We start from the raw sequence: 14,260 nt of genomic DNA, 5'->3' as shown, positions 1-14,260 counted from the left end.
CCTTTACTCCTTTTCGATCTGCGCCGGCTTCAGGGTGCGCAGCACCCAGATCAGCAGGCCGATGATGAAGAACGCGCTCGGCGCCAGCAGGAACAGGCCGTTCGGCTGGAACCAGCCGCCGTTCTGCACCGTTTCCAGCACCGGGACGCCGAACAGCTTGCCGGAGCCAATCAGCTCGCGCAGGAAACCGACCAGCACCAGGATCACCCCGTAGCCCAGCCCGTTGCCGATGCCGTCCATAAAGCTCTCGATCGGCGGCGACTTCATGGCGTAAGCCTCGGCACGCCCCATCACGATACAGTTGGTGATGATGAGGCCTACGAACACCGACAGCTGCTTGGAGATCTCGAACGCGTAGGCGCGCAGCAGCTGATCGACCACGATCACCAGCGAGGCGATGATCGCCATCTGCACGATAATGCGCACGCTGTTGGGAATATGGTGACGGATCAGCGAGATGAAGAAGCTGGAGAACGCCGTGACCAGCGTCACCGCAATGGTCATCACCACCGCAGTCTCCAGCTTGGTGGTCACCGCCAACGCAGAACAGACGCCCAGCACCTGCAGGGCGATCGGGTTATTGTCGAACAGCGGCCCCAGCAGGACCCGCTTTATCTCTTTGGAATCAGCCATTTTTCAGCGCTCCTTCACGAACTTTTTTCAGGAACGGGCCGAAGCCGTGCTCGCCCAACCAGAAATCAAACGTATGCTGCACGCCGTTGGAGGTCAGCGTGGCGCCGGACAGGCCGTCCACCCCATGCACATCCCCCTGACGCGCGCCGCCTTTCACCACGCGGATCGCCGGCTGGCCGTTGTCGTCGAACAGCTGTTTGCCGACCCACTGCTGGCGCCAGGACGGGTTCTCGACCTCGCCGCCCAGCCCCGGGGTTTCCCCCTGGTCGTAGTAGGTGATGCCCTTGACCGTGTTGCCGTCGTTATCCAACGCCACGAAGGCGTACATCATCGACCACAGACCGGTGCCGTATACCGGCAGCACAATCTTGTTCACCTGGCCGCTTTCGTCGCGCACCAGGTAGATTTCCGCCTGGTTGCTGCGGCGCTTGATGCCGGCCGGATCGTCGCCCGCCGCCAGCGCCACGCTTTTGGCGTCGTCGCGCAGCGCGGCACCCAGATCGAACGCCGCCGCCTTGCCGGCGACAAACTCGCCGCTGTTCAGATCCACCAGGCGCGGTTCGATGCGCTCGCTGTACAGGCGCTTGACCTGCTCGCTCTCCATTTTCGGCTGCAACAGGCCGGCTACGTCGAGAATATTGCGCTGCTTGTCGAGCAGCTTTTGCTCCTGCTGTTTGGACTTCAGGCCGACGGCGGAGCCCGCCACCACCACTGAACACACCAGACACAGCAGCAGCACTACCAGCAGCGTTTTACCGATGCCGTCGTTTTTCGCTTCATTCGCCACGGGCTTTTCTCCGCTTGATGTTGGCCTGCACCACCAGATAATCGAACAGCGGTGCGAACAGGTTGGCGAACAGGATCGCCAGCATCATGCCTTCCGGATAGGCGGGGTTGACCACCCGGATCAGCACGCACATCACGCCGATCAGAATGCCGTACCACCATTTCCCCTTGTTGGTGAAGGAGGCGGAAACCGGGTCGGTCGCCATAAAGATCATGCCGAAGGCGAAACCGCCCAGCACCAGATGCCAGTACCACGGCATGGTGAACATCGGGTTGGTATCGGAACCGATGGCGTTGAACAACAGGGCGGAAGCCACCATGCCGAGCATCACGCCGGCGACGATGCGCCAGGAGGCCACGCGGCCGAACAGGATAATCGCCCCGCCGATCAGGATCATCAGCGTGGAGACTTCACCGACGGAGCCGGGAATGTTGCCGAGGAAGGCGTCCATCCAGCTGATGGACTGGCCGGTAGCCACGTTGCTCAGGCTGTGCGCCCCGCCTGCGCTCCACTGCGCCAGCGGCGTCGCGCCGGAGAAACCGTCCGCAGAGGTCCACACCAGATCGCCGGAGATCTGCGCCGGGTAGGCGAAGAACAGGAAGGCGCGGCCGGCCAACGCCGGGTTGAGGAAGTTGCGCCCGGTGCCGCCGAAGATCTCTTTGGCCACCACCACGCCGAAGGTGATACCCAGCGCGGCCTGCCACAGCGGCAGGGTCGGCGGCACGATCAGCGCGAACAGGATAGAGGTGACGAAGAAGCCTTCGTTGACCTCATGCTTGCGGATAATGGCGAACAGCACTTCCCAGAAGCCGCCGACGACAAACACCACGGCGTAGATCGGCAGGAAGTAACAGGCGCCCAGCACCATCTTGCTGACCCAGCCGGCGTCGGCCACCAGAGAGGCGCCGAGCCACTGCGCCAGGCGATAATGCCAGTCGCCCGCCAGCACCTGTTGCAGCTCGTCGCCGCTGTACAGATGGTGCAGCGCCGGGATCGCCTGTTGGCCGACGTTGTACATGCCCCAGAACATCGCCGGGAACACCGCCAGCCACACCAGGATCATCATGCGTTTCAAATCGATGGCGTCGCGCACGTGCGAAGCGCCGCGCGTCACCGTGCCGGGGGTGTAAAACACCGTGGTAGTCGCTTCATACAGCGGGTACCACTTTTCCAGTTTGCCGCCCGGCGTGAAGTGATGCTCTATCTTCTCAAAATAATTCTTCAGGCCCATCGGTTATCCTTCCTGCTCAATCTTGGTCAGCACCTCGCGCAGCACCGGCGCGTACTCATACTTGCCGGGGCAAACGAAGGTGCACAGCGCCAGATCTTCCTCGTCCAGCTCCAGACAGCCCAGCGCCTGCGCACTGTCGCTGTCGCCCGCCAGCAGATCGCGCAGCAGCAGCGTCGGCAAAATATCCAGCGGCATCACCCGCTCGTAGTTGCCGATCGGCACCATGGCGCGTTCGCCGCCGTTAGTGGTGGTCGAGAAGGCGAACAGTTTGTTCTTCAGGAAGTGGCCCAGCGTGGTGCGGGTAATGGAGAACTTGTTCGGCGAAGGCACGATCCAACCGAACAGCTCTTTGTCGCGCCCTTCTTCCAGCACCGACACCTGCGAGTGGAAGCGGCCGAGCCAGGCATTCGGCCCGGTGGCGTGCATGCCGTTCAGCACCGAACCTGAGATCACCCGATTCTCGCCGTTTTTCAGGCGGCCGGCGGTCAGCTCATCGAGGCTGGCCCCCAGGCGGGTGCGCAGCAGCGCCGGCTGCGCCACCTGCGGCCCGGCCAGCGCCACGACCCGGCGGGTATCGAGCTGACCGGTGGTAAACAGCGTGCCGATGGCGATGACGTCCTGATAGCCGATGTGCCAAACGGTTTTCTTCAGGCTGACCGGTTCGAGGAAGTGAATGTGGGTGCCCACCAGCCCGGCGGGATGCGGGCCGGCGAATTCGCTGTAGGCGATCTGCGGGCCGCTCTGCTGGCCAACGGAGGCGCCGGCGGCGTGGCATACGTGCACCTTGCCCGCCGTCAGGCGCGCCAACACCACCAGCCCGGCGTTGAACGCCGCCTGCTGCTCGGCGATGATCACCTGCGGATCGGCGGCCAACGGCCGGGTATCCATCGCGGTGACGAAAATGGCGCGCGGTTCGCTGCCGGGGCTCGGCGTTTTGCTGAACGGGCGGGTGCGCAGCGCGGTCCACAGGCCGCTGGCGATCAGTTCGCTCTCGACCTGTTCGCGTGGCAACTGGGCCAGTTCACCCAGCGGGTAATGCGCAAACTCGAGCTGGTCATCGCCGCCGTTTTCCAGCGCAATCACCACCGATTGCAATACGCGCCGCTCGCCGCGGTTAATCGCGGCGATGCGGCCGCTGGCGGGAGCCGTGAAGAAAACCCCGGGGTTTTTCTTATCTTCGAACAACGCCTGGCCTTTCTTAACGGTATCGCCTTCCTGCACCAGCATGGAGGGACGCATTCCGACATACTCTTCCCCAAGCAGGGCAACATGCTGAATGTTCGGGCCGTCTTGGATCGCCTGAACCGGGGCTCCGGCTATCGGCAGATCTAACCCTTTTCTGATCTTAATCATAGGATTTATACGATGTAGTTTGGTTTACACGTCTGCCCGGCCCCAGAGGCGGGTGCTGACGATGCCAGGATTGCCGGGCAGTGCGCATGGCGGCACGCCCAACATGAACTTTCTCGCAGTGAAAAACTGGGGTAACGCGCATTCCCTTGATTCCCCCTTTCCGTTGTTAGCGCGACGGTCGATATGTTAACGGCCTGTAGCCAAATAACCATCAAAATGGCCGGGTTATATGCCATAACTCCTGCCGCTTCAATCGCCACAGCGCGTTAAATTGAAGGGGGAATATTAACATTGTTCGCAACATTGTTCTGCGTTCCGTCGTGACTTGGGTCAAGCAAACGCAATTAAATTTCGCCTGTTTTTCACTACTTATCGTTAAAATCTGCCGGTCATTTCACTTTTATCGAGCTTTGTCGTTTTTTTATACATATCACGTATTGCTAAAAATAAACGCGCTGGTAATCTGGCGGTGTTTTGCAGCAGTAAAAACAATATCAGTGGCATGCCGACCAACGTCATTGCGCCGGCAAATAAATATAAGCAGGAATAATAATGAGCAAAATCGCGCTGTTGTTTGCGATGCTTGTTTCTATGCCGATGATCACGGCCTGCAGCGCCAGCGAGCAGGTACCCGAAGCGCCGGTAGTTAAACAGCAATTATTGGGTTCGCCGGTCTATATTCAGATCTTCAAAGAGGAACGCAAGCTGGAATTGTATGCCAAAATGGGCAATGAATTCCGCCTGGTCAGCACGTTCCCGATCTGTAATTTCTCCGGCGGGCTGGGTCCTAAACGCCGTGAAGGCGACTTTAAAAGTCCGGAAGGCTTTTATAGCGTTGACGCGCGCCATCTGAAACCCGACAGCAAGTATTATCGGGCGATCAATATCGGTTTCCCTAATGATTACGATAAATCGCAGGGCTATTCCGGCGCTTATCTGATGATCCACGGCGAATGTAAATCGATTGGCTGTTACGCGATGACCAACACCTATATGGACGAGATCTATCGCTACGTCGAAGCCGCCTTCGCCTATGGCCAAAGCCGCGTCAACATCAGCATTTACCCGTTCCGCATGACCGAGCAAAACCTCAAGCGCCATGCGTCATCCAGCTATATCGCCTTCTGGCGCCAGCTGAAGCCGGGCTACGATTACTTCGCGAAGAACCACCAGCCGCCGACAATGGGCGTGGTCAATGGCCAGTACGTCTTGGGTCAACCGCTGATGAGCAGCGGCGGCATGATGACGCAGTACGCGTCAGCCAGCCCGACGCCCAACACCAATCCCTTCGCTCAGAACAAGCCGCTCACCGAAGTGAAATAACGCGAACTCGTCTGGCTCAATCTTGTGCCAGGTTTCGTTGGCGGTCAGCGGTTGGGTGGCGATCACCGTGACCACATCGTTCGGTGTGGTCTGCTGCTGAAAATCGATTTCCACGTCCTGATCGAGCAGCGTCGCCTTGCCGAACGGCGCGCGGCGCGTGATCCAATACAGGTTGGTGGAACAATAGGCCATCACGAAGCGCCCGTCCGACAACAGCATGTTGAACACCCCCTTCTTGCGCAGCTGGCTCGCCAACAGGCCGATATAGCGGAAAACCGCCGGCCATTGGCTCGGGGTGCGCGGGTATTTCAGCGCCAGCTGATGCAGCAGCCAGCAGAACGCGTATTCGCTGTCGGTCTGGCCGACCGGGCGAAACGTGCCGGTATCCAGCTGACGATAGCCTTTCAATTGGCCGTTGTGCGCGTAGGTCCAGTTGCGGCCCCACAGTTCGCGGGTGAACGGGTGGGTGTTTTCCAGCGCCACTTCGCCGCGATTGGCCTGGCGAATATGGGACACCACCGCGCAGGACTTGATCGGATAGTCCTGCACCAGGCGGGCGATCGGCGAGTTGAAGCTCGGCTGCGGATCCTTGAATGTGCGGCAGCCGTTCCCTTCATAGAAGGTAATGCCCCAGCCATCCTTATGCGGCCCGGTGCGGCCGCCGCGCTGTACCAGGCCGGTAAAGCTGAAGCAGATATCGGTCGGTACGTTTGCGCTCATCCCGAGCAGTTCACACATCGCCAGCACTCCTTAACCACACTGACACAGGCTGTGCGGGCGCAGCATGCGGCGCCCGCCGTCTTATTCATGGGGAGCCGCAGCTCCCCGCAGGCTATCAAGCCTTAACCATCTCTTTTTCGATCAGCTGAATCAAGATGTGAATCGCTTTAATGTGGATTTCCTGAATGCGGTCGGCGTAGCCGAAGTGCGGCACGCGAATTTCCACATCGGCGGAGCCCGCCATCTTGCCACCGTCCTTGCCGGTCAGGGTGATCACTTTCATCCCCTTGGCGCGCGCCGCATCGATGGCCTTGATGATGTTGCCGGAGTTGCCGGAGGTGGAAATGCCCAGCAGCACGTCGCCTTCACGGCCTACCGCTTCCACATAGCGAGAGAACACGTACTCATAGCCGAAGTCGTTGCTGACGCAGGACAGGTGACTCACGTCCGAGATGGCAATCGCCGGGTAGCCCGGGCGGTTTTCACGGTAGCGGCCGGTCAGCTCTTCGGCGAAGTGCATCGCGTCGCAATGGGATCCGCCGTTGCCGCAGGAAATCACTTTACCGCCGGCTTTGAAGGAATCCGCCAGCAGCACCGCGGCGCGTTGGATGGCGTCGATGTTGGCGTCGTCATTGATAAATTTCGCCAGGGTATCAGCCGCTTCGTTCAGTTCACTGCGAATAAGGTCGTGGTACATGAGGAACCTCTTGTTATCGTCAAATCTTCCGCTCCGCAGTGTACCGGATCGCGGAAACAGCGAGAAGCATTCTCAGCCAAACAGCGCGCCGGTTAAGGAAGCGGAGAGGTTTTTGATGATTGGTGCTGTCAGTTTGTGACCTGAGTTGTAATTAAACTGTAAACGCATTGATAAAAATTCTGCCTTGTACTAAAACCTATTACATACACACAACAGGTCAGACCTCTTACTACTTCGGAGCTTCTTATGATGGTTCTTAGTATCGTCGTTTTCTTGGCTCTCCTCGGCGTGGTGTTCTACCACCGAGTGAACCTTACCCTCAGCAGCCTGATCCTGGTGGCGTACACCGCCGCCATGGGTGCGATCGGCCTGTGGAGCTTCTGGCTGTTGCTGCCGCTGGCTATCGTGCTGCTGCCGCTGAACCTTTCCTCTGTGCGCCGTTCCCTGCTCTCCGCGCCGGCGCTGCGCGCCTTCCGCAAGGTGATGCCGCCGATGTCCACCACCGAGAAGGAAGCGATCGACGCCGGCACCACCTGGTGGGAAGGCGATCTGTTCCGCGGCGCGCCGGACTGGAACAAGCTGCACAGCTACCCGAAACCGCGCCTGACGGAAGAAGAGCAGGCGTTTATCGACGGCCCGGTGGAAGAAGCCTGCCGCATGGCCAACGACTTCCAGATCACCCACGAACTGGCCGATCTGCCGCCTGAACTCTGGGCATACCTGAAAGAACACCGTTTCTTCGCGATGATCATCAAGAAAGAGTACGGCGGTCTGGAATTCTCTCCTTATGCTCAGGCGATGGTGCTGCAAAAACTGGCCGGCGTTTCCGGCATCCTGGCGATCACCGTCGGCGTGCCGAACTCCCTCGGCCCGGGCGAACTGCTGCAGCACTACGGTACCGAAGAACAGAAAAACCACTATCTGCCGGGCCTGGCGCGCGGCGACGAGATCCCTTGCTTCGCGCTGACCAGCCCGGAAGCGGGTTCCGATGCCGGCGCCATTCCGGACGTGGGCACCGTGTGCATGGGCGAATGGCAAGGCAAGCAGGTGCTGGGCATGCGCCTGACCTGGAACAAGCGCTACATCACGCTGGCGCCGGTCGCCACCGTACTGGGCCTGGCGTTCAAACTGCATGACCCGAACCGCCTGCTGAGCGACAACGAATCCCCGGGCATCACCTGCGCGCTGATCCCGACCAGCACGCCGGGCGTGGAAATCGGCAACCGCCACTTCCCGCTGAACGTGCCGTTCCAGAACGGCCCGACCCGCGGCACCGACGTGTTCGTCCCGATCGATTACATTATCGGCGGCCCGAAAATGGCCGGCCAGGGCTGGCGGATGCTGGTTGAGTGTCTGTCGGTAGGTCGCGGTATCACCCTGCCGTCCAACTCTACCGGCAGCCTGAAATCCATCGCCCTGGCGACCGGCGCCTACGCGCACATTCGCCGTCAGTTCAAGATCTCCATCGGCAAGATGGAAGGCATCGAAGAGCCGTTGGCGCGCATCGCCGGCAACACCTATGTGATGGACGCCGCCGCTTCGCTGATCACCTATGCGCTGGTGCAGGGCGAGAAGCCGGCCGTGCTGTCGGCCATCGTCAAATACCACTGTACGCACCGCGGCCAGCAGTCGATCGTTGACGCCATGGACATCGCCGGCGGTAAAGGCATCATGCTGGGCGAATCCAACTTCCTGGCTCGCGCCTATCAGGGCGCACCGATCGCCATCACGGTGGAAGGCGCGAACATCCTGACCCGCACCATGATGATCTTCGGCCAGGGCGCGATCCGCTGCCATCCTTATGTGCTGGATGAAATGGCGGCGGCGCAGAGCAACGATCTGAACGCCTTCGATAAATCGCTGTTCGGCCATCTGGGCCACGTCGGCAGCAACAAGGTACGCAGCTTCTGGCTGGGCCTGACCAACGGCCGCACCAGCGCCACGCCGACCAAGGACGCGACCCGTCGTTACTATCAGCAGTTGAACCGCCTGAGCGCCAACCTGGCGTTGCTGTCGGACGTTTCCATGGGCGTGCTGGGCGGCAGCCTGAAGCGCCGCGAGCGCATCTCCGCTCGCCTGGGGGACATCCTCAGCCAGATGTATTTGGCTTCCGCCGTGCTGAAACGCTTTGACGACGAAGGCCGTCAGAAAGAAGATCTGCCGCTGGTGCATTGGGGCGTGCAAGACAGCCTGCATAAAGCCGAACAGGCGCTGGATGATCTGCTGCGCAACTTCCCGAACCGCTTTATCGCCGGCGCGCTGCGCTTCGTGGTCTTCCCGTTTGGCCGCGTGCATACCGCACCGTCCGACCGTCTGGATCACCAGTTGGCCAAGATCCTGCAGGTGCCTTCCGCCACCCGCAGCCGTCTGGGGCGCGGTCAGTACCTGACGCCGAGCGAGCATAACCCAATCGGCCTGCTGGAAGCGGCGCTGGCCGACGTGATGGCCGCCGAGCCGATTCACGAGCGTCTGTGCAAGGCGGCCGGCAAAAATCTGCCGTTCACCCGCCTGGATCGTTTGGCGGAGCGCGCGCTGGAAGAAGGCAAGATCAGCGCCGATGAAGCGAGAATTCTGGTGAAAGCCGAAGAGAGCCGCCTGCGCTCCATCAACGTGGACGACTTTGCGCCGGATGCGCTGGCGGCCGCCAAGCCGGAAAAGCCGGCGGCGCAGTCTAAGCGCCAACAGCAGACCGAAGCGGCTTAGCGCCAATTCGAACTTCACGCATCCAAGGGGCGATCATCATCGCCCCTTTTTCTTTTGCTTTCATGACAAACTGCGCACCGCGCCGCAGGTTGGCGCAGCGGCGGATTTCACGGGAAGGAAGTTCGAGTAGACTGCGCAGCGGGTGCTCTGGATCTTTCTGTCCGGAGCCTTGGCAAAGGAGAGAAAGAGAAAGGCCCCGAGTCGATATTATCAACCCGAGGCCACTCTGATGCCCAACAACATCAGGTTAGCCTCTTACCCGCCGCAAGGCAAGGATAGGGAGGTCAAAAATGCAGCAAAAACGGGTCGTACTTAAGCTGGTGATCGTCTGTATGACGCTGATCGCGTTCATCTGGCTAACCCGCGGTTCGCTGTGCGAACTGCGCATCAGGCTGGGAGACTCGGAGGTTGCGGCCACTTTGGCTTACGAATCCGAACGGTAAGGCAACCCAACGGCGGGGTTCGCCCCGTCCGTTGGCTGATGGTGTCAGGCAAGATCCACGAGCACCCGCCTTTTCAGCCCTGCTGACGAATGCGCGCCAACAGCGCGTCAATATGCTCGATCTGCGGCGCATTGACGATCAGCGTGCGCCCCAATCCCAGCGCATGGCGCTGACAGTCGAGGCGCATATCGGCGTCGGCGATGCTGTCCAGATCGGCGACGTGCGCCAGGCCGATGGTGCGCCGAATCAGTTCGGTGCCGCAGTACCCGACCGCATCGGTCCAGACCTGTTGCAGGAACAGCTCGGCGTAACCCGGCGTCGCCAGCGCCGCATCCCGGCTTTGCTGATGGCACAACGCCAAAAAGCGATCGGCGAAGATCAGCCACAGCTCGCGCACATCCTGCAGGCGCTGCTCGCGCCCGGCGGCGGCGTCGCGCGGCCCGAACAGCCCCGGCAGCCCGCAATAGTTGAGCAGCAGGTTGCCTAACGCAGTACCGATATCGAAACCGATCGGGCCGTAGAAGCCGAATTCGGCGTCGATCGCTTTCAACCGGCCTTCCGTCACGAAGATCGAACCGCTGTGAATATCGCCGTGCAACAGCGCCTCCGCCTTGCTGAGGAAGCGATGTTTCAGGCCGGCGACCGCCAACTTCAGCGGCGCATCCTCGCGCAGCGCCTGCACCTGCGGCAACAGCGCCACCTCGAACTGATTGCGCTCATGGTCGATATAGGGATCGGTAAAGAACAGGTCTTCGGTGATCTGGCACAGTTCGGGGTTAGTGAAACGTCTGACTTCCGCCTTCTTCTGCTGCGCCGACTGATAAAAATCGGAGGTGTGGAACAGCGTCTGCGCCAAGTATTCAGCCAACTGCCCGGCCGCCAGCGGGTGATAGTTGCCCTGTACCAGCTCACTGCGCCAGATGCGATGATCGGAGAGATCTTCCTGCACCATCACCGCCAATTCGGGATCGTGATGCAAGACTTTTACCGTATGCCGCGGGCAGAAACCGCCGTGAACCCGCAGCGTTTCCGCTTCGATGCGCGCCCGATCCAGCGTCAGCGGCCAGGATTCGCCCACGCAGCGCACGTAGGGCAGCGCCTGTTTGACGATCACCCGGCTCACGCCTTCGCGATCGCGGATCTTGAACACCAGGTTCAGGTTGCCGTCACCGATCTCGTCGGCGCTCACCAGCGCCTGCGGATCGGCCACCTGCCCGTATTGGCGGGCATATTCAACGGCATCGGCAGCCGTAAACGTACGATAAAGCGACATTCCCCAACCCCTCTGTTCTCTCTCACTGACCCCAGCGATTCTGTTTATTTAGACGTAAAAGCATTTGGACGTCTATACATCTGGAAGTCATGTTGGCAGAATAGCGTTTCAGATGCAATAACCACGCAACAAGGAATTAACCGCCGATGCAAGCGCTTAACACCACCAGCTTGACCCTGCAGGACAACCGCCTTTGGATCCTCGATCAGCAAGCCCTGCCGCAGGAAAAGCGGTGGCACGCCTGCGACAGCGTGGAGGAACTGGTCGGACACATTCACAGCCTGCGGGTGCGCGGCGCGCCGCTGATCGGGCTGTCCGCCAGCCTGCTGCTGGCGCTGCTGGCGGAACGCGGTCTGCCGCGCGCCGAGCTGGAGCGGGCGCTGCACACGCTGCGCGCCGCTCGCCCGACGGCGGTCAACCTGATGAATAATCTGGATCGCATGAAGCTGGCGCTGGCGGAGCCTGACTGGGCGCCGGCGATGGTGAACGAAGCGCTGCGGCTGGTGGAAGAAGATCGCCGGCTGTGCGATCGCATCGCCGATCACGGCGCTGGGCTGGTCAAGCCCGGCAGCCGCCTGCTGACCCACTGCAATACCGGCGGATTGGCCACCGCCGGCGTCGGCACCGCCATCGGCGTGCTGCTGCACGCCCACCGGCAGGGCAAAGTGCAACAGGTATGGGTCGATGAAACCCGGCCGCTGCTGCAGGGCGGCCGTCTGACCGCCTGGGAATTGGGCGAGCTGGGCATTCCCTATCGCCTGATCTGCGATTCGATGGCCGCCAGCCTGATGGCGCAGGGCCAGGTCGATGCGGTATGGGTCGGCGCGGATCGCATCGCCGCCAACGGCGACGTCGCCAACAAGATTGGCACCTACAGCCTGGCGGTGCTGGCGCACTATCACGGCATCCCGTTCTACGTGGCCGCCCCGCACACCACCCACGATCCGCACTGCCCGGACGGCGCAGCCATCCCGATCGAGCAGCGCGCGGCGGCCGAAGTCACCGGCGTTTCAGGTAGCTTCGGCGCCTGCCAGTGGGCGCCGAACGATGCGCCGGTCTACAATCCGGCGTTCGACGTCACGCCGGCGAAGCTCATCAGCGGATGGATATTCGACAGCGGCGTGATTACGCCGCAGCAGGTTGAAGCGGGGATTTTCCAGCGGGCGTTGGGTTAACGCCCGCCCATCGGCACTCAGTCCAAACGCGGATAAGCATCGGCGATCTTGTCGCCGGTGAAATGCGCCACCCAGCCTTCCGGGTTGTCGAACACCCGGATCGCGGTGAAATGCGGGGCCGAGCCCATATCGAACCAGTGCCGGGTGTTGGCCGGCACCGAGATCAGATCGTTCTTTTCACACAGGATCTGGAAGATCTTGCCGTCCAGATGCAGGCAAAACAGCCCTGCGCCCTCGACGAAAAAGCGCACTTCATCTTCGCCGTGCGTATGTTCGGACAGGAATTTTTCACGCAGCGCCTGGCGCTGCTCATGGTCCGGCCGCATGCTGATCACGTCCCAGCTCTGGTAACCCTTTTCCGCCACCAGCCGATCGATCTCATGCTGGTAGGCCGCGATCACCGCCTCCGGCTGCGGATTGTCGCCCAGCTCGCGATCCGCCTGCCAGCGCTCAAAGCGCACGCCAATCTGCGCCAACTGCCGCTGGATCTCCTGCGCATCACGGCTCTGCCACAGCGGTTGCTGCGGCGCTGTATCGCTGAAAATGGTCAATCCACTCATGAGACGAACTCCCCTAAATCGATACGATCAAAACGGTTAACCTGCGGATGCCGGCTCTGCGCGTCCGCCTCATCGCGGATCAGCTGGCAGGTATGCCAGCCGGCGGCCTGCGCCGCATCCAGCTCCTGGCGGATGTCGGACAAAAACAGCAGCTCGTCGGGCGCGATGCCGATAGCCTGCGCGATGTTGCGGTACGACGCGGTTTCACGCTTGGCGCCGACGTGCGTATCGAAATAGCCACTGAACAGCGGCTGCAGATCGCCCGCGTCGCTGTGGCCGAACAACAGCTTCTGCGCCTCCACCGACCCGGAGGAATAGACGTAGAGCTTCACCCCCTGCCGCTGCCAGGCGGCCAACTGCCCTGCGACTTCCGGATACAGATGCCCGCGGAAATCACCCTCGCGGTAGCCGCTGCGCCAGATGATGCCCTGCAGCGCCTTGAGTGCGGTGGATTTGCGGTCTTCATCCATAAAGCGGTACAGCGCGGCGATCAGCACGTCGAGATCGGCCTGCGGTTGGCCAATTTCAGCGCGCAGCGCCGCCAGCGGTGCGGCGACTTCGCTCTCAGCGGCATGGCGGCGCACAAAATCCGCCAGCCGTTCGCGGGCGTAAGGAAACAGTACCTGATGCACGAAGCGAATATCGCTGGTGGTGCCTTCAATATCAGTCACGATGGCGCGGATCATTTCGCCTCCAGTAAACGGCGTTGCAGTTCACACTGGAACAAGAATTCCAGCCCTTCAAGATGGCGGCGAGCTTCCGCCACCTGGCTTCCCCAGCAATACAGACCGTGGCCGCGCACCAGAAAGCCGTATTGCAGCGGCGTGGCCTCGGCATAGGCCGCCACGCGCGCCGCCAGCCGAGGGATATCCTGATCGTTGTCGAATATGGGGATCGCCACGCTGTCCAGGTGGCTGCGCTGGCCGGCCAGCGACTTCTGCATTTCGTACCCCTGCAGCACCAGCGCATCACCGCGTTCCACCCGCGACAGGACGGTAGCGTTGACAGAATGGGTATGCAGCACCGCGCCGATATGCGCAGACAGGCGATAGAGCAGCGTATGCAGCCCGGTCTCCGCCGACGGCGTGCGGCCGCTCGGCACATGATTGTCGGCAATATCCACCCGCAGAAAATCGGCGGCGCTCAGGCTACCCTTGTCTTTGCCGGACTCGGTGACCAGGCACTGACGTTCGTCCAGGCGCAGCGACATGTTGCCGCCGGTCGCCGGGCACCAGCCTTTGTCGCCAATCCAGTGGCAGGCCGCCAGCAATGCGGTAAGTTGCGGATTCTCCGTCATTATTATCGTTTCCCGTTCGGTAAGGCGGCCGGCAGATGAGGCTTGGCCTGCCGCGTGGCGGGCTA

14 protein-coding genes are annotated in these 14,260 nt (G+C 61.2%); 4 read left to right on the top strand and 10 right to left on the bottom strand.

The window, feature by feature from the left end:
* Nucleotides 1–3: 3 nt before the first annotated feature.
* The 4 genes from ACJ8HH_RS00165 to ACJ8HH_RS00150 are packed head-to-tail and all read right to left on the bottom strand — an operon-like array spanning nt 4 to nt 4,004.
* A complete protein-coding gene (locus tag ACJ8HH_RS00165; RefSeq protein WP_033653338.1) occupies nt 4–633 on the bottom strand; it encodes an NADH:ubiquinone reductase (Na(+)-transporting) subunit D in 630 nt (209 codons plus the stop codon).
* Nucleotides 626–1,420, bottom strand: a complete 795-nt coding sequence (locus ACJ8HH_RS00160) for a Na(+)-translocating NADH-quinone reductase subunit C (RefSeq protein ID WP_015376731.1) — start codon at nt 1,418–1,420, stop codon at nt 626–628. Before ACJ8HH_RS00160 ends, ACJ8HH_RS00165 begins: the two co-directional genes overlap by 8 nt.
* Nucleotides 1,410–2,651, bottom strand: a complete 1,242-nt coding sequence (locus tag ACJ8HH_RS00155; RefSeq protein WP_060437021.1) for an NADH:ubiquinone reductase (Na(+)-transporting) subunit B — start codon at nt 2,649–2,651, stop codon at nt 1,410–1,412. Before ACJ8HH_RS00155 ends, ACJ8HH_RS00160 begins: the two co-directional genes overlap by 11 nt.
* A gap of 3 nt (nt 2,652–2,654) precedes the next feature.
* A complete protein-coding gene (locus ACJ8HH_RS00150; protein WP_039567060.1) occupies nt 2,655–4,004 on the bottom strand; it encodes a Na(+)-translocating NADH-quinone reductase subunit A in 1,350 nt (449 codons plus the stop codon).
* A gap of 552 nt (nt 4,005–4,556) precedes the next feature.
* Between ACJ8HH_RS00150 and dpaA the strand changes: the two genes are divergently transcribed.
* Nucleotides 4,557–5,327 carry a peptidoglycan meso-diaminopimelic acid protein amidase gene (dpaA, locus tag ACJ8HH_RS00145; protein WP_060451934.1) on the top strand — a complete coding sequence of 257 codons (771 nt, stop codon included), beginning with the start codon at nt 4,557–4,559 and terminating at the stop codon, nt 5,325–5,327.
* Here dpaA and ACJ8HH_RS00140 read toward each other — a convergent pair.
* Both ACJ8HH_RS00140 and lpcA read right to left on the bottom strand, forming a co-directional pair.
* Nucleotides 5,262–6,065: a class II glutamine amidotransferase gene (locus ACJ8HH_RS00140; protein WP_060451935.1), complete on the bottom strand. Its 804-nt coding sequence runs from the start codon at nt 6,063–6,065 to the stop codon at nt 5,262–5,264. The genes dpaA and ACJ8HH_RS00140 overlap by 66 nt on opposite strands.
* A gap of 97 nt (nt 6,066–6,162) precedes the next feature.
* Nucleotides 6,163–6,744: a D-sedoheptulose 7-phosphate isomerase gene (gene lpcA, locus ACJ8HH_RS00135; RefSeq protein ID WP_004930220.1), complete on the bottom strand. Its 582-nt coding sequence runs from the start codon at nt 6,742–6,744 to the stop codon at nt 6,163–6,165.
* A 246-nt stretch (nt 6,745–6,990) separates the two neighbouring features.
* Between lpcA and fadE the strand changes: the two genes are divergently transcribed.
* Nucleotides 6,991–9,447, top strand: a complete 2,457-nt coding sequence (gene fadE, locus ACJ8HH_RS00130) for an acyl-CoA dehydrogenase FadE (RefSeq protein WP_033649924.1) — start codon at nt 6,991–6,993, stop codon at nt 9,445–9,447.
* Between the two features lie 290 nt (nt 9,448–9,737).
* Nucleotides 9,738–9,890 carry a Hok/Gef family protein gene (locus tag ACJ8HH_RS00125; protein ID WP_004930217.1) on the top strand — a complete coding sequence of 51 codons (153 nt, stop codon included), beginning with the start codon at nt 9,738–9,740 and terminating at the stop codon, nt 9,888–9,890.
* A gap of 73 nt (nt 9,891–9,963) precedes the next feature.
* Here ACJ8HH_RS00125 and mtnK read toward each other — a convergent pair whose 3' ends face one another.
* Complete coding sequence (gene mtnK / locus ACJ8HH_RS00120) at nt 9,964–11,163, bottom strand: S-methyl-5-thioribose kinase (RefSeq protein ID WP_060451936.1); 1,200 nt, start codon at nt 11,161–11,163, stop codon at nt 9,964–9,966.
* A 146-nt stretch (nt 11,164–11,309) separates the two neighbouring features.
* On the opposite strand from mtnK, the gene mtnA reads away from it, so the two are divergent.
* Nucleotides 11,310–12,338 (top strand): S-methyl-5-thioribose-1-phosphate isomerase, encoded by a 1,029-nt coding sequence (gene mtnA / locus ACJ8HH_RS00115; RefSeq protein ID WP_060451937.1) that lies wholly within the window; start codon nt 11,310–11,312, stop codon nt 12,336–12,338.
* A 17-nt stretch (nt 12,339–12,355) separates the two neighbouring features.
* Here the strand turns inward: mtnA and ACJ8HH_RS00110 are convergent, their stop codons facing one another.
* The 3 genes from ACJ8HH_RS00110 to ACJ8HH_RS00100 are packed head-to-tail and all read right to left on the bottom strand — an operon-like array spanning nt 12,356 to nt 14,195.
* Nucleotides 12,356–12,898 carry a 1,2-dihydroxy-3-keto-5-methylthiopentene dioxygenase gene (locus ACJ8HH_RS00110; protein ID WP_015376726.1) on the bottom strand — a complete coding sequence of 181 codons (543 nt, stop codon included), beginning with the start codon at nt 12,896–12,898 and terminating at the stop codon, nt 12,356–12,358.
* Nucleotides 12,895–13,584, bottom strand: a complete 690-nt coding sequence (gene mtnC, locus ACJ8HH_RS00105; protein ID WP_049233710.1) for an acireductone synthase — start codon at nt 13,582–13,584, stop codon at nt 12,895–12,897. Before mtnC ends, ACJ8HH_RS00110 begins: the two co-directional genes overlap by 4 nt.
* Nucleotides 13,581–14,195, bottom strand: coding sequence for a methylthioribulose 1-phosphate dehydratase (locus ACJ8HH_RS00100; protein ID WP_060427838.1), 615 nt, complete (start codon nt 14,193–14,195; stop codon nt 13,581–13,583). The genes mtnC and ACJ8HH_RS00100 overlap by 4 nt, the downstream gene beginning before the upstream one ends.
* Nucleotides 14,196–14,260: the final 65 nt, after the last annotated feature.

The sequence above is a fragment of the Serratia sp. CY32780 genome (assembly GCF_052169135.1).
GTDB lineage: Bacteria > Pseudomonadota > Gammaproteobacteria > Enterobacterales > Enterobacteriaceae > Serratia > Serratia sarumanii.
Note: the sequence above shows the minus strand (reverse complement) of the source record. Positions and strands in the feature narration are given on the sequence as shown.

Excerpts from the sequence above, each read along its gene's own strand:
- ACJ8HH_RS00150 (WP_039567060.1), bottom strand. The coding sequence starts at position 4,004 with ATGATTAAGATCAGAAAAGGGTTAGATCTGCCGATAGCCGGAGCCCCG.
- dpaA (WP_060451934.1), top strand. The coding sequence starts at position 4,557 with ATGAGCAAAATCGCGCTGTTGTTTGCGATGCTTGTTTCTATGCCGATG.
- ACJ8HH_RS00155 (WP_060437021.1), bottom strand. The coding sequence starts at position 2,651 with ATGGGCCTGAAGAATTATTTTGAGAAGATAGAGCATCACTTCACGCCG.
- mtnK (WP_060451936.1), bottom strand. The coding sequence starts at position 11,163 with ATGTCGCTTTATCGTACGTTTACGGCTGCCGATGCCGTTGAATATGCC.
- lpcA (WP_004930220.1), bottom strand. The coding sequence starts at position 6,744 with ATGTACCACGACCTTATTCGCAGTGAACTGAACGAAGCGGCTGATACC.
- fadE (WP_033649924.1), top strand. The coding sequence starts at position 6,991 with ATGATGGTTCTTAGTATCGTCGTTTTCTTGGCTCTCCTCGGCGTGGTG.
- ACJ8HH_RS00140 (WP_060451935.1), bottom strand. The coding sequence starts at position 6,065 with ATGTGTGAACTGCTCGGGATGAGCGCAAACGTACCGACCGATATCTGC.
- ACJ8HH_RS00110 (WP_015376726.1), bottom strand. The coding sequence starts at position 12,898 with ATGAGTGGATTGACCATTTTCAGCGATACAGCGCCGCAGCAACCGCTG.
- mtnA (WP_060451937.1), top strand. The coding sequence starts at position 11,310 with ATGCAAGCGCTTAACACCACCAGCTTGACCCTGCAGGACAACCGCCTT.
- ACJ8HH_RS00100 (WP_060427838.1), bottom strand. The coding sequence starts at position 14,195 with ATGACGGAGAATCCGCAACTTACCGCATTGCTGGCGGCCTGCCACTGG.
- mtnC (WP_049233710.1), bottom strand. The coding sequence starts at position 13,584 with ATGATCCGCGCCATCGTGACTGATATTGAAGGCACCACCAGCGATATT.
- ACJ8HH_RS00165 (WP_033653338.1), bottom strand. The coding sequence starts at position 633 with ATGGCTGATTCCAAAGAGATAAAGCGGGTCCTGCTGGGGCCGCTGTTC.
- ACJ8HH_RS00125 (WP_004930217.1), top strand. The coding sequence starts at position 9,738 with ATGCAGCAAAAACGGGTCGTACTTAAGCTGGTGATCGTCTGTATGACG.